Origin of the sequence: Paraburkholderia sp. BL6669N2, assembly GCF_003387275.1 — a bacterium.
GTDB lineage: Bacteria > Pseudomonadota > Gammaproteobacteria > Burkholderiales > Burkholderiaceae > Paraburkholderia.
Genome location: NZ_QUNA01000002.1, coordinates 2,260,787 through 2,275,145, shown reverse-complemented (window position 1 = coordinate 2,275,145; position 14,359 = coordinate 2,260,787). Strand labels below are relative to the sequence as shown.

The 14,359-nt window shown below is 63.7% G+C and carries 10 protein-coding genes; 5 read left to right on the top strand and 5 right to left on the bottom strand.

Translation table 11 applies throughout. The annotated features are described in order from the left end of the window. Window positions 1-97 precede the first annotated feature (97 nt). Both B0G80_RS32690 and ltaE read left to right on the top strand, forming a co-directional pair. The gene (locus tag B0G80_RS32690) at window positions 98-865 is read left to right on the top strand and encodes a peptidoglycan DD-metalloendopeptidase family protein (RefSeq protein WP_106282428.1); all 768 of its coding nucleotides are present in this window, start codon (window positions 98-100) and stop codon (window positions 863-865) included. A gap of 147 nt (window positions 866-1,012) precedes the next feature. Next, window positions 1,013-2,020, top strand: a complete 1,008-nt coding sequence (ltaE, locus tag B0G80_RS32685) for a low-specificity L-threonine aldolase (RefSeq protein WP_116121992.1) — start codon at window positions 1,013-1,015, stop codon at window positions 2,018-2,020. Between the two features lie 120 nt (window positions 2,021-2,140). On the opposite strand, the gene B0G80_RS32680 is transcribed toward ltaE, so the two are convergent. Continuing rightward, window positions 2,141-3,508 (bottom strand): MFS transporter, encoded by a 1,368-nt coding sequence (locus B0G80_RS32680; protein ID WP_116121991.1) that lies wholly within the window; start codon window positions 3,506-3,508, stop codon window positions 2,141-2,143. Between the two features lie 736 nt (window positions 3,509-4,244). Between B0G80_RS32680 and B0G80_RS32675 the strand changes: the two genes are divergently transcribed. Beyond that, window positions 4,245-6,698: a glycogen/starch/alpha-glucan phosphorylase gene (locus B0G80_RS32675; RefSeq protein ID WP_116121990.1), complete on the top strand. Its 2,454-nt coding sequence runs from the start codon at window positions 4,245-4,247 to the stop codon at window positions 6,696-6,698. A gap of 109 nt (window positions 6,699-6,807) precedes the next feature. Here the strand turns inward: B0G80_RS32675 and B0G80_RS32670 are convergent, their stop codons facing one another. Together B0G80_RS32670 and B0G80_RS32665 are read right to left on the bottom strand one after the other, a co-directional pair. Next, window positions 6,808-7,896: a hypothetical protein gene (locus B0G80_RS32670; protein ID WP_116121989.1), complete on the bottom strand. Its 1,089-nt coding sequence runs from the start codon at window positions 7,894-7,896 to the stop codon at window positions 6,808-6,810. 324 nt (window positions 7,897-8,220) lie between these two features. Continuing rightward, window positions 8,221-8,610, bottom strand: a complete 390-nt coding sequence (locus B0G80_RS32665; protein WP_106282423.1) for a DUF6232 family protein — start codon at window positions 8,608-8,610, stop codon at window positions 8,221-8,223. A 396-nt stretch (window positions 8,611-9,006) separates the two neighbouring features. Between B0G80_RS32665 and B0G80_RS32660 the strand changes: the two genes are divergently transcribed. Continuing rightward, window positions 9,007-10,488, top strand: a complete 1,482-nt coding sequence (locus B0G80_RS32660) for an alkaline phosphatase family protein (protein WP_116121988.1) — start codon at window positions 9,007-9,009, stop codon at window positions 10,486-10,488. A gap of 191 nt (window positions 10,489-10,679) precedes the next feature. On the opposite strand, the gene B0G80_RS32655 is transcribed toward B0G80_RS32660, so the two are convergent. Then, window positions 10,680-11,834, bottom strand: coding sequence for a porin (locus B0G80_RS32655; RefSeq protein ID WP_106282421.1), 1,155 nt, complete (start codon window positions 11,832-11,834; stop codon window positions 10,680-10,682). Between the two features lie 294 nt (window positions 11,835-12,128). Here B0G80_RS32655 and B0G80_RS32650 point away from each other — a divergent pair, with 294 nt between their 5' ends. Then, on the top strand, window positions 12,129-12,935 hold the full coding sequence (locus B0G80_RS32650) for a MetQ/NlpA family ABC transporter substrate-binding protein (RefSeq protein ID WP_116121987.1): 807 nt from the start codon (window positions 12,129-12,131) through the stop codon (window positions 12,933-12,935). Window positions 12,936-13,054: 119 nt separating this feature from the next. Here B0G80_RS32650 and B0G80_RS32645 read toward each other — a convergent pair whose 3' ends face one another. Then, window positions 13,055-14,170, bottom strand: a complete 1,116-nt coding sequence (locus tag B0G80_RS32645) for a succinylglutamate desuccinylase/aspartoacylase family protein (protein ID WP_116123806.1) — start codon at window positions 14,168-14,170, stop codon at window positions 13,055-13,057. Window positions 14,171-14,359: the final 189 nt, after the last annotated feature.

Genomic DNA, 14,359 nt, shown 5'->3' with positions numbered 1-14,359 from the left:
ATGGATAAGCGCTGCCGCGCCCGCGAGAGGAGCGGCATGGCAAATGCTTGGGCATCGATTGAATCCGATTGATCGAAAAAATGTCGAGGAAAATCAAATGACAAGATCATGGCAATTGACGGGGACCCGGTTGCTGGCAGCAGCCGCGCTCGGCTTGATATTCAGCGGCTGTACGACCATGCCGTGGGAGAGCACGCCGTTTTACAGCACTACGCCGTCCCGCCCGACCACGCTCAGCACGGTGCCGGTTCCCGCCGGTTTCTACCGGGTCAATCCGGGCGACACCATCGACGGGATTGCGTCGGCGTATGGCCACAAGCCGCAGGAGATCGCGACGTGGAATGGCCTCCCGGTCAACGCCGCCGTGACGCCGGGGCAAGTGCTGCGCGTGTCTCCGCCGATGGCCTCGGGCAGCGTCGTGACGCCGCCGGTCGCCGTCGCGCCGAGCGGTTCGGCCACGCCCGGCGCGCCGATGGCAGCCGCCGGACCGCAACTGGGCGTACTGCAATGGCCGGTGCGTGGGCCAGTGCTGAGAGCCTTCGCGCCCGGTAAATCGAACGGCATCGTGATCGGCGGGCGGGCCGGCGATCCGGTCAAGGCGGCCGCCACCGGCCGCGTGGTGTACGCCGGCACGGGTATCGAGGCGTACGGACCGCTCATCATCATCAAGCACGACGACTCGCTGATCACCGCCTACGGACAGAACAGCACACTGCTCGTGAAGGAAGGTGATGCGGTTGCACAAGGGCAAACCATCGGCGAAGTCGGAGTGGACAGCCGGGGGGTGGCGTCGATCCAGTTCGAGGTCCGCCAGAACGGCCAGCCGGTCGATCCGCTCGCATGGCTGCCCAAGTCGGGCGGGTGATGCTTCTTTCCAGCGCGATTTCAGCGCAGCGTTAATTGAATATACTGTGCGACTAACTGCCGCCACCGTGGCGCCCGTCGATACCGACGGTGCGGCGCGTCGCGCGGCTGCTACAGGCTGTCATTCACAGACGCACAGGGACACACAATGATCGATTTGCGCAGCGATACCGTAACCCGCCCAACCCCGGCGATGCTCGCGGCCATGTCGGCCGCCGAAGTCGGCGACGACGTCTGGGGCGACGACCCCACCGTGTTGCGTTTGCAGGCCACCTTGGCCGAACGCACCGGCAAGGAAGCAGGCCTGTTCTTCCCCAGCGGCACGCAAAGCAATCTGGCGGCGTTGATGGCGCATTGCGCGCGCGGCGACGAATACATCGTGGGCCAGTTGGCGCATACCTATAAATATGAAGGCGGCGGCGCGGCGGTGCTCGGCAGCATCCAGCCGCAACCGCTTGAAAATGCCGCGGACGGCTCGATCCCGCTGGAGAAGATCGCTGCGGCGATCAAGCCCATCGACAACCATTTCGCGCGCACGCGGCTGCTGGCGCTGGAAAACACCATCGGCGGGAAGGTGCTGCCGGCGGGGTATGTCGCCGAGGCGGTGCAGCTTGCGCGTCAGCACGGCCTGTCCGCTCACCTCGACGGCGCGCGCGTTTATAACGCGGCAGTGGCGTCGGATAAACCGGTCGCGGCATTGTGCGAGCCGTTCGATTCGGTCTCGGTCTGTTTTTCGAAGGGACTGGGCGCGCCGGTCGGCTCGGTGCTGGTCGGCAGCCGCGCACTGATCGACGTGGCGCACCGCTGGCGCAAGGTGCTGGGCGGCGGCATGCGTCAGGCCGGCGTGCTGGCGGCGGCGTGCCTGTACGCGCTGGATCACCACGTGGAACGCCTCGCCGACGATCACGCGCACGCCGCGCATCTGGCAGCGGGTCTGGAGGCGATCGATCAGGTCAACGTGCAGTCGGTCGCCACCAATATGGTGTTCGCGCAGTTTCCGCAGCAGCACTGCGCGCCGCTCGAAGCGTGGCTCAAGGAGCGCGGCATTCTCACGCAGATGCTGTATGCGTCCCGATTCGTGACGCATAAGGATGTATCGCGCGGGGATATCGATACGTTTATCGCAGCAGTGAAGGCGTATTTCGCGGCGCGATAAAGCCGCATAAAGCCGAACGCCAGCCGGCTGCGAGCAACACCGTAAAGCAAGGCAGCAGAACGAAGCTGCAACCCGGCAAACCACAGCGGACGCACTCTCACTTGAGCGCGCCCGCTTTTTTCATTTCATCGACGCCTTCGCATGCACGCCTGACCGATGCGACGGCGCCAGCAACCTGAGCCCGCTCGCGAGGCTCGCCGCTCCGGCAAAGAAAGCGCCGGTGCCCAGCGCCAGCGTCGGCCCATGCCGCCCGGCAATCCCAAAGCTCAACGCGACCAGCGCCGCGCCGGTGGTTTGCCCAAGCAGCCGCGCGGTCGCGACGATGCCGCTCGCGCCGCCGCTGCGCTCCGGCGGCGCGCTCGCCATCAACGCCTTCAGATTCGGCGACTGGAAAAACCCGAAGCCCGCGCCGCAGACCGCCATGCGAATGCCGATGTCGAGCACGTGCGGATGCACTGGCAGAAGCGCCAGCGAAGCCATGCCCGCCGACATCACCGCGAGACCGATCGCGCCGAGCAGTCCTGGCGGATAGCGGTCGGACAGGCTGCCCGCCAACGGCGCGGCCAGCGCGACCACCACGGGCCACGGCGTCATCAGAAAGCCGGTTTCGACCTGACTGCGGTGCAGCACGTCTTCAAAGTAAAACGGCAGCGAGACGAACGCCAGCCCTTGCGCGGCGAACGAACACACGGCCGTCACCGCCGACAACGCGAACACCGGCCGCTTGAACAGATCGACCGGCAGCATCGGCGCAGGGTGGCCCGCTTCGCGGCGGATCAGCAAGATGCCGAACACCAGCGCAATCGCCGCCGCGCTCACCACCAGTTGCGTCGACGCGCGCTGGGCCGCCTCGCCGAGCGCGAAGATCAACGCGGCGAAGGTGATGACGTTCAGGAGCGCCGCAACCGGATCGAAGTTGTGCTTGCCGCGCTCGGTGTGCGGCAACGCCGGCCAGGCGAAGCCCAAAGCCAGCAGGCCGAGCGGCACGTTGACCGCGAACAGCCACGGCCATGCGGCAATCGACAGGATCAGCGACGCCACCGTCGGCCCGACGGCGAACGACACGCCGACGATCAGCGCGTTGGTGCCGAGACCGCGTCCGAGCCGGTGCGGCGGATACAGATAGCGGATCAGCGCGGTGTTGACGCTCATGATCGCGCTCGCGCCGAGGCCTTGCAGCACGCGCGCGGCGGCCAGCAGCGGCAGCGTCGAGGCGAGCGAGCATGCCAGCGACGCCAGCGTGAAGAGCGCAATCCCGCCGATATAAATCCGCCGATGCCCGACGATATCGCCGAGCGCGGCGAGCGGCAGCAGCGTCGCGACCATCGCCAGCTGATACGCATTGATGATCCACACCGACGCCGCGGGTGCCGCATGCAGGTCGGCGGCGATGGCCGGCAGCGCGGTGTTGGCGATGGCGGTGTCGAGCGTGGCGAGGGCGACGGCGAGCATGATCGCGGCCATCGCGCGGCGGTTGGCCGCGGACATCGGGACGTCCGCGGGAAAAGGCGGGGCGGGGTGGGCGGCGCTGGGTTTGTCGGACAAGGCGGTGACTCGACGGGTTGAGCATGCCTGCGTGCAGCCGGACGAGGCGAGACGCGCGGCGCGCGAGTGGCAGAGGTTGCGGGACGTCAGACGCGCGTGACCCGAATGGAGCGTTCGAGGCATTTCAGGCAGCCGCGCGGCGAATGTAGCGATTGTTACAGAGACGCGGGAATCGTGCTGGGACTCGGGCGGGGCAGGGCGCCGATTACGCCTTTACGGATGCAACTAACGGTCAAGCCCGCCGGGCGTCTGCGAACTGCTGCGCGCCCGTGGCATCACACGCCATTCCGGCACAACCAGCTTGCAGGCGAGGTGCTCCGATTTGACCACGCGTCGAGCCACCCACTCTTTCATCCGCGCGTCACGCGGCGAAAAAATAATAGCGTGGCCTTTCACTCAATGCGCATCGGGCGTTTCGCAATCGTTTGCCAGTTTTGCGGAACCGATGCACGCGCGCAGTGCCATACACACGTGGCTTGCACCTCGCGCGTGCGAAAAAGCGGCGCGCCGGCTGATGTCGGCGGGCATGGCATGTGCATAACCAGGCGCTCGCGCCCGCCGGTGTCCGGTGGTCGTAAAATGACCTACTCTGTTTCTTAACCCGCCTGACCGGCTCGCGCCTCCCGCCCGTCATCTGTGCGGTTCGCGTATGTCGCGTCTTTTTTCCCCGGAGGCTTCGATGACAGCCGTCGATCTGGAATTCGACCAGCTCAACAGTACCGTCGACGCGCTACGGCGCTCAATTTCCAATCGCATGATGTATGGCGTCGGCAAGGACGCCGTCACCGCGCATCCGCATGACTGGCTGCACGCCGCGGCGCTCGCCGTGCGCGACCGGCTGGTCGCGCGCTGGATGAAAACCACGCGCCTGCAATACGAACAGGACGTGAAACGCGTCTACTACCTGTCGATGGAGTTCCTGATCGGCCGGACCTTTACGAACGCCTTGCTCGCCCTCGGCATCCACGATCAGATGAAGGAAGCGCTGGCGAGTCTGGGCGTGGATATGGATGCGCTGATCGATATCGAGCCGGACGCAGCGCTCGGCAACGGCGGCCTCGGCCGGCTCGCGGCATGCTTTCTCGATTCGATGGCGACGCTCGGCATTCCGGGCTTCGGCTATGGCATCCGATATGAATACGGCATGTTCCGTCAGCAGATCGTCAACGGCGAGCAGGTCGAAGCGCCGGACTACTGGCTGCGCGCAGGCAATCCGTGGGAGTTTCCGCGGCCCGAAGTCACGTACATGGTTCACTTCGGCGGCCGCACGGTACAGCGCGGCGAACACGTGGAATGGATCGACACGCAACACGTGAACGCCACCGCCTACGACACCGTCATTCCGGGTTACGCGACCGACGCGACCAACACGCTGCGCCTATGGTCGGCGCGCGCCGCCGAGGAGCTCGATCTCGGCGCGTTCAATCGCGGCGACTACCGTAATGCGGTCGACACGAAGAACATGTCGGAGAACGTCTCGCGCCTGCTGTACCCGGACGACTCGACGCCGGCCGGCCGTGAGCTGCGCTTGCGGCAGGAATACTTTTTCGTCTCGGCGACCATGCAGGATCTGATTCGCCGCTATCAGCGCACGCACAGTACGTTCGGGCGCTTCTCCGAAAAGGTGGCGGTGCATCTGAACGATACGCACCCCGTGCTGGCGATTCCCGAGCTGATGCGTCTGCTGGTGGACGTGCACCATCTGCAATGGGACAAGGCGTGGAAGCATGTCACGCAGATCTTCTCGTACACGAACCATACGCTGATGCCCGAGGCGCTCGAAACGTGGGACGTCGAGTTGCTCGCGCGGCTGCTGCCACGGCATCTCGAGATCATCTTCGAGATCAACGCGCAGTTTCTCAAGCACGTGAGCGAGCAGTCGGGTCACGACGCCGAAATGATCCGCCGCATTTCGCTCGTCGACGAATACGGGCAGCGCCGTGTGCGTATGGCGTATCTGGCGATCGTCGCGAGCCACAAGGTGAACGGCGTGTCGAAGCTGCACTCGCAGTTGATGACGCGCGATATCTTCGCCGACTTCGCAAGCATCTATCCGGACCGCTTCACCAATGTCACCAACGGCATCACGCCGCGCCGCTGGCTCGCGCAGGCGAGCCCGTCGCTGTCCTCGCTGATTGATCAGCAGATCGGCAAACACTGGCGCAGCAATCTGTTCGAACTGGAGCAGTTGCGCAACCTGCGCACGGATAGCGGCTTTATCGAAGCCTTCCGTGAAGCAAAGCGGCAGAACAAACTGCGGCTCGTGCACCGTCTCGCGCATCACACGAAACTGCATTTCGATCCGGACGCGCTGTTCGATCTGCAGGTCAAGCGCATTCACGAATACAAGCGGCAATTGCTTAACATTCTGCATGTGATCGTGCGCTACAACCAGATTCGCGCGAATCCCGAACTCGACTGGGTGCCGCGCGTGGTGATGTTCGCCGGCAAGGCCGCGTCCGCGTATCGGATGGCCAAGACCATCATCAAGCTGATCGGCGACGTCAGCGAAAAGGTCAATCACGATCCGCTGGTCGGCGACCGTCTGAAAGTGGTGTTCGTGCCGAACTACGGCGTGAGCGTGGCGGAGCTGATTATTCCGGCCGCCGATCTGTCGGAGCAGATTTCGATGGCCGGCACGGAAGCATCGGGCACCGGCAACATGAAACTCGCGCTCAACGGCGCGTTGACGATCGGCACGATGGACGGCGCGAATATCGAAATCTGCGACGCGGTGGGCCGCGAGAACATTTTCATCTTCGGCCATACCGCGGATGAAGTGGACAGCCTGCGCGCCACCGGTTACCGGCCGCGGCAAATCTACGAAGACAACGCCGAACTGCGCACGGCGCTCGACCAGATTCGCACGGGCTTCTTCTCTCCGGACGATCCGCTGCGCTTCTCGGATATTTTCCACACACTGGTCGATTGGGGCGATCACTACATGGTGCTCGCCGATTTCGCCGCGTTCGCCAAGGCTCAGGACGAAGTGGACGCGCGCTTCGTCGACAAACGCGCATGGACGGAAAGCGCGATCGAGAACGTGGCGGGCATGGGGCAGTTTTCGTCGGATCGCACGATCGGCGAATATGCACGCAACATCTGGCATGTGAATCCGCTGAATATCGAATAGCGGACGGTTGCTTCGTCTCGGCTCGACGTGGACATGTAAAGGCCGTGCGATTGCTGGTGAATCGCACGGCCTTTTCCATTGACCGATGCCGCAACTGATACCGCAGCGATTATTGCCCGAACTGCTCAATCTCGCTCGCGGCGCGCAGGCCCAGCTGGCCGTGCGGGAAGTCGAACAGCACGTCGATATTCTGCATGCCCATCAGGCCGATCACGATGCGATCGGCGCCCGGTTTCGCCTTGACGATCGTCACTTGCGCGCCTTCATAGCGATGCACCCATTTGCCTGTGCCGAGCGCCGCGTTGTAGTTGCCTTGATTGAGCACCTTGCCGACTTCGTCGTCGCCGGTCCAGTTCGGCGCCTTGTCCATTTCAACGCGGATCATGTCGGTGCTGGCCGTCGCGAACACCAGCGGCGCGCAAAAGGTCATCTTGTCGCCGACGTTGACGCAGCCTCTCGGCCATTGCGCCGTGCCGTCTTGCAGGACGGTCATCGGCACCATCGTGTAGTCCTTCGTGAGCGCGCTCGACGGACTCAGCACCAGGTAAGGTTTCGCAAAGTTCGAGTGCACCAGGTAGCGCTGGCCGATGTTGCCGGGCAACGCACGCAGCGGTTGCGTGCAGCAGGTGTCGTCCGGTTGCGCCGCGCCGATGCCGAACAGACCCGAGAATGCCCAGCCGAATTCACCGGTGTAGCCATCCATGCCCACGCAACGCCGGGCGTTGGGCTGGCAGTTCACCAGTTCGACGGATTGCGCGTCGATTTGCGCCGGCTTCGTGCCCGCGAGGCTCATCGGCAGTCTGACGGCCGCGCCGGAGACTTGCGCGCCGTTCGCCAACGGCAGCGAACTCAGCGGGCCGGCGTTCGGATAGTCCGTGCCCGGAAGGACCGACTTCAGCACGCGCACGCCTTGCGTGCCGGTATCCAGTGCGACATATACCGCCTTGCCGTCGAGCTGGATCGGCAGGCCGAGGCGCGCGTGACCGGTGTCGACATACTCCACTTGCAGCGGAATCAGCAGGCCGTCCTGGCCGCCGTTGATCAGGGAGGCAGCCGGCGCGGGCGGCGTGGGCGTGGGGAAGGTCACGGCGCAGCCGCTCATTACGAGCGCACCGGTCACGACAAGCGCGGCCGCGCTGAGACGACGCCGGCTGAGGCGCGAATGCCGGCGCGCGGCATCGAGAAACGACAGGAACATAGGTCACACGCTTTGCAAGAGGGCGGGTCCCTGACGAAGGCGAGGCATTGCAAGCGGCGAGGCGGACAGCGCGAACAGCAATCGCGCTGGATTGGCCGCGGCGTGATCGATAAAACCGGGTCGCTTGCAAACCTGCGGGAGGGAACACGCGATAACAGGAGCGGCGACTCTACATGGCCGCTCGGGTGCGATTGCAAAGATGTGTGAAGGCGCGGGCGCGGCCGGCAACCGGCTCGTGCAAATGTCGATCTGCATCAATAGTCGCGCGGGGGCGCGTGCCGTGCTATCGCACTCGATAGCGGCGAATAGCCGCGTGGCGCGACATCAAACCTTCGGTGCGGCGGCTGTGGCCTTCGCTTCGTTCACGGCCACGCCGACGCGTTCGACGAAATCGCGATCGACGCTCGACAGCGCTTCGCGCTCGCCATTCGCCGTCTGCACCATCAGACGATGCGTGATGTCCTGGCTCAGCCAGGTGAGCCAGCCGACCACGGCCAGCATCGTGCCGCACACCATGCCTACGGGCGAGCGCAATATCGCGCCGGCAATAACGCCGGCGAGTCCAAGCAGCGAAATCGCGATCGGCAAGACCTTGTTCTTCGGCACGGTGACAACGCGCACATCCACGATTTCGCGCAGCGGAAAGACCTGGCCGGCGGACGAGAGTGCGTTGCGCGTGACCGACACGCCACGATCATTGAAGGGTGTTTCCATCGAGTCGAATGCAAGCGGTGGCAAAGCGCGCAGCGTACCAGAACTTTCGCCATCCGATGTCACGGCGCCTTCTGCCGGCCGAGCCGTGCCGGTGAGCGTCGATCCGCGCGGCGGATACGAGCGTTTGCCATACGCTTCGGATGACTGAGGGGTTCCAGCATCACCAAATCGGCGGGCTCGGCCGTCAGCAGCCTGTGTTTCATCGCCATAACCCCATGGTGGCGAGCACCAGTCTTTGCGCATCTGCGCGACTGGTTGGACACATATGTTATGCGCCGATCTGCAAAACATCCGGCAGGGAGGAACGTTAACTGCTACCTCTCTCGACGCAGTCGAACAGCGGTACGAGCGAACACACCCTCACGACATACACATAGCCCCCAGGAGACGACAAAAATGAACACTCGGCCCCCGAATCCGCCTGATTTTGCGCGCCGGAAAATTCTCGCCGCGCTGGCAAGTTCTATCGCATTGTCGGCATGTGGCGGGCGCGGCGGCGGCTCCGGGTCAGACGGGTCGACCCCGCCTGCGATTGGAACGATCCCGCCGGATCGCGCCAATCTTCCGCGTCCTCCTTTGCCTGATCCGTCGACTTCCGGCATCGACCATATCGTGCTGGTCACGATGGAAAACCGTTCCTTCGATCATTTGCTGGGATGGGTGCCGAACGCCGAAGGCGCACAGGCAGGCCGCACGTTCACGGATGCGTTCGGCACGGCGCGCGCGTCGTTCGCACTCACCGCCAATGCGGCCTATGGCTTCCAGGGCTGCGCCTATGCGGACCCGAATCACGCGTACGAAGCCGGGCGCGTCCACCTCGCAAACGGCGCGATGAACGGCTTTCTGCTGACGCCGGCCACCAGCCTCACGCCCGGCGACTTGCTGCCGGTCGGCTATTTCCACTCCGCGGATCTGGAGTTTTACCAAGGGGCCGCCGCGCAGTACACCGTGTGCGACTATTACATGAGCGGCATTCTCGCCGACACTTACCCGAACCGGGTCTACCTGCATAGCGGTGAAACGGACCGTCTGAGCGACACGCTCGACGTCTCGTCGCTGCCGACCATCTGGGACCGGCTGGACGCGAAGAACATCTCGTCGACGTATTACTTCCACGACGTGCCGTTCACGGCGCTTTACGGCACCCGCTATGTCGGGCGTTCCAAGCTGTTCGCCGATTTCCTCACCGATGCCGCCGCGGGCACGCTGCCGTCGTTCTGCATGGTCGATCCGAGTTTCGGCGGCGAATCGCAGGGGACCTCGAACGACGATCATCCGCATGCGGACGTGCGCAATGGCCAGGTGCTGTTGGGGCAGATCTACGACGCGCTGCGCACGAGCCCGAACTGGAGCAAGACGCTCGTGATCATCGTCTACGACGAGTGGGGCGGCTTCATGGAACATGTCGCGCCGCCGGTCAGGCCGGTGTCGGCCGCTGAAAGCGCGTTGGGCAACGACGGGCGGCTCGGGTTTCGCGTACCGTGCGTGCTGCTCGGACCGCGCGTACGTGCGAACAGTGTGTCGCGTTATCCGTTCGATCCCAGTTCGATCCACCAACTGCTTGCCTGGCGCTTTGGACTCGATCCACTCGGCGTGCGGAGCAGCGATCCGGCAACGGTCAACCTCGCGTATGCGTTGGATCTGGCGGACGCACCGCGCACCGACGTACCGGCCATTGCCGTCACGCCGGGTGTCTACGGCGCGGCGTGCACCGTGTCGGCGGCCACTGGCGCCTCGACCGCGACCGGCATCGGACAGCTGGACAAAAGTCAGGTCACGCCGCAAAGCGCCGTCCCCAATACGGCAGTCAGCGCGGTGGGTGGCCGCTTTGCGGAGCTGAGAACGCAGGCGGACGCGCTCGGCTTCCCGCGTCCGTAGCAAGCAGGACCATTTCGGCTGGCCGCTTGCTTGTTCGCGCATTGCCTCGTGCGTTGATCGGAACCGGAAACAACGGGGCGAATGATCCGGATGAACAAGCACTCGCCCAAAAGAAAAAACGCCCCGCGGGGCGTTTTTCCAGAACCTCGATCCAGCAGCGAACTCACGTTCCCCGCTGCGAGAAATTCGCTTTAGAACTTGTGACGGATACCGACGCGGAACGCCAACTGGTTATCCGAACCCGTGCCCGACGTGCTGAAGTAGCTCGTGCTCGAACCGATCTGCGCTTGCACATCGCCCGTTGCCGCGTTGTGGCCCGAAGCGATCTGGTAGATACCCAGCGCGTACACGTCCGTGCGCTTGCTCAGCGCGTAGTCGACGCTCAGGTCCGCCTGGTTCCAGTGGCCCTTGTTCGCGTTGCTCAGGTGCATGTACGTGTAGCCCGCGCCTGCTGTCAGAGCCGGCGTGAACGCGTACTTCGCGCCTGCTTCATAGGCGGCGAACGTCGTCGTGCCGCCCGTGATCGGCTCGAAACGCGTGTTCGTGTACAACGCCCACAGCGTGGCTGCGGCGATCGTGTAACGGCCGCCGACACCGAACGTGCGCAGATCACGCACGGTGCCCGTCGTCACGTTGGCCATCGCCGTCGAGAACGCCGGCGTCGATTGTGAGGGGAAGCGGATGTCCGTGTAAGCCGCGCCGACGCCGAACGGGCCGTTTGCGTAGTTCACGCCGAAGCTATAAGCGCGCGACGAACCCGCGGTCGTGCCGACCGTCGGCGAGCCGGCGAACGCGCCGGCCTGGTTCGAGAAGCCGTACATCGCGCCGAAGGTCAGGCCCGCGAAATTCGCGCTGCTGAACTTGACCGCGTTGTTGATACGGCTCGACGTCAGCTGGTCGACGTCGTTGATGTGGTAAGCGTAGTTACCCGCGACGGTCTGGCCGCCGGTCGAGTAGTTGCCGCCCAGGTAGTCGGTCGAAAACGAGTACTGGCGACCGAACGTCAGCGAGCCGATGTTGTTTTGCGACAGACCGACATAAGCCTGACGGCCGAACAGCGCGCCGCCCTGGCCGAGCGTGCCGTTGCCGCTGTTAAAGCCGTTTTCCAACACGAACAGCGCCTTCAGGCCACCGCCCAGATCTTCCGTGCCGCGCAGGCCCCAACGGCTGCCTTGCGCCACGCCGTCGTCATACTTGAAGAGGTTGTCGTGACCCGTTGCGGTCTTCGAGTTGTTCACGTAGCTGATACCGGCATCGATCACGCCATACAGCGTGACGCTGCTTTGCGCGTGGGCGGCGGTGGCGAAGACGGCGAGAGTAGCGGCGGTCAATAGTTTCTTGTTCAAGACTTTCTCCGATTAAAAATTAAGCGATCGCGACGCCGAACTCTTTGGTCAGGTCGTGCGATGGCCCGCAATTTAAGGGAACGCAGAGTAAGGTATGTGACAGCATGGTTATTTTTGAAATCTGTCGTGCCTACGCGACACTCACATAGCGCTGCCGGCGCAAATCGCGCAGGGCATGCGCGTATAAGCTTTTTCCGGGTCGGGCGTATAAGCGTGTGAAAAACGATTGGTTTCGGACGCCGCGTCCGCATGCGACGATGCGCGCCTATCGACAAATCGCCCGTGGGGAAACGCATGCAACGCCGCACAATCATCCAGAAGCTGCTCGCTATCGCCGCCGTCTCGCTGACGGCCACGTTCGCGCACGCGGACGACAAACAACTCAAGATCGGCACGATGAGCGGTCCGGACGCGCAAATCTGGACGGTCGTGACAAAAGTGGCGGCGCGCGAGGGCTTGAACGTCAAGGTCATCGAATTCAACGATTACATTCAGCCGAACGCGGCGCTTGACGCGGGCGACCTCGATGCCAACGGTTTTCAGCACCAGCCGTTTCTCGACAGCCAGATCAAGCAACGCGGTTACAAGATCGTCAATGTCGGCCTGACCTATGTGTCGCCGATGGGCTTCTATTCGAAGAAACTCAAGTCGCTCAAGGACTTGCCGGAAGGCGCGAAGGTCGGCATCCAGAACGATCCGTCGAACGGCAACCGCGCGCTGCTGCTTTTGCAGAAGTACGGCGTGATCAAGTTGAAGGCGGGCGTCGGCACGAACGGCGTCAACGCGACGCCGCTGGATATCGCTGAGAATCCGAAGAAGATCAAGCTGGTCGAACTCGACGCCGCGCAACTGCCGCGCGCGCTCGGCGATCTCGACGCGGCGTCGATTAATACCGACTACGCGGTCAAGGCCGGCCTGCAGCCGACCAAAGACGCGATCGCGATCGAGGACCTGAAGGGTCCGTACGCGAATCTGATCGCGGTGCGCGAGCAGGACCGCAATCAGCCGTGGGTGAAGAAGCTGGTGGCGGCGTACGAGTCGGACGAAGTGCGCAAGTACATCGATACGCAATTCAAAGGTGCGATCATTCCGGCCTTCTGACCAGGGTTTCGATAAACGACGCGCCCAATGCAAATCGCCCGCTTGAATAGCGGACGATTTGCTTTTCGGTTCAGGCACTTACGGAGGCAACGGGCAACGACGCCACACCGTCCGAAGAGTTAGTTGCTCAACAACGACCCGCTGCGGAACGCCTTCGCGCCGGCGATGCGCGCGAACTCCAGCCCGGCCGTCGCAAAGCGCGTCAGATGCCGTGCGTACAGCACGCCGGCCACCGTGCTTTTCAGCGTGACGACTTGCTCTGTCAACGGATCGACGATATCGGCAATCTCATGGCCGACGTCGACCCAGCTGCCGACTTCGCAGCGATACACCAGCACGCCGCTGATCGGCGCGACGATCGGCTCGGCGCCGGCAAGCGGCGTGGCGGCGAATTCAAGCGGCGGCAGCGGTGCGGCCGTGCCGTCGATCACGCCACGCGAGGTCAGATATTCGATGATCGCCTGGGCATCGTGCTCGGCGTACTCATACGACACCTCGCGCTGACCGCGCAGTTCGATCGTGACCGAGATCGAGCCGTTCGGAATCGGGAAGCGGTCGCCGAAACGGCCGCGCAGATCCGACCAGCAGAAGCTGTGGATTTCATCGAACGGGTTGCCCACCGAATTGAGCGCAAGCAGCGACGCTTTGGCGTCCAGATAGCAGGCAAGCGGCTCGACTTCGGGCCACAGATCGGGGTTCGTGTAGAGGTGCATCGCGGCTTCCCAGTCGCAATGCAGATCGAGCACCACATCTGCGTCGTACGAGAGCTTTTGCAGTGCGAGACGCTGCGATTCGAGTTCGGTGGCCGGCTTCTGTGCGTCGAGCGCCTCGCGCATGGCGGTGCGGATGGCGGTGCGGTTGGCCTCGAGACTGTCGCTCAGGCGCGACTCGATCACCGGCTGCACTAGCGCCGACAGATCGTGGAAATTGCGGTTGAAGTTCTGCGCGGTGTTGGTTTCGAAGCGTCCCGTCAGATGGCCGAGAAAGTGCTGATTCAGGCCGATTGGGTTGGCTACCGGCACGATCACGACTTCGCCGCGAATCTTGCCGGCTGTTTCCAGCGCGGCCAGCTTGCGGCGCAGCGCCCACGACACCAGCATGCCGGGCAACTCGTCGGCATGCAGCGACGACTGGATATAGATCTTCTGCGCGCCGCCAGGACCGTAGTGGAAACTTGTGAGGTTGCGGGCGGTGCCGAGCGTCGGGGCAATCAGCGGATGGGTTTGGGTTTGCATGGTCTTCAAATCCGCGGCCAAGTGGGGCGCGCCGCGCTATCTCGTTGATAACAGTGGGGAATTTGCTTCGCGGCCGGTCAATGGCGGGCCGGCGGGCGGCGCCTCGCGGGCGCCTCGATCGCACGATCTTAGCCGATATGACGCAGTGTGTGGTTTTATGCGGCGCCGCAAACGAAACGGGCTCCGCCT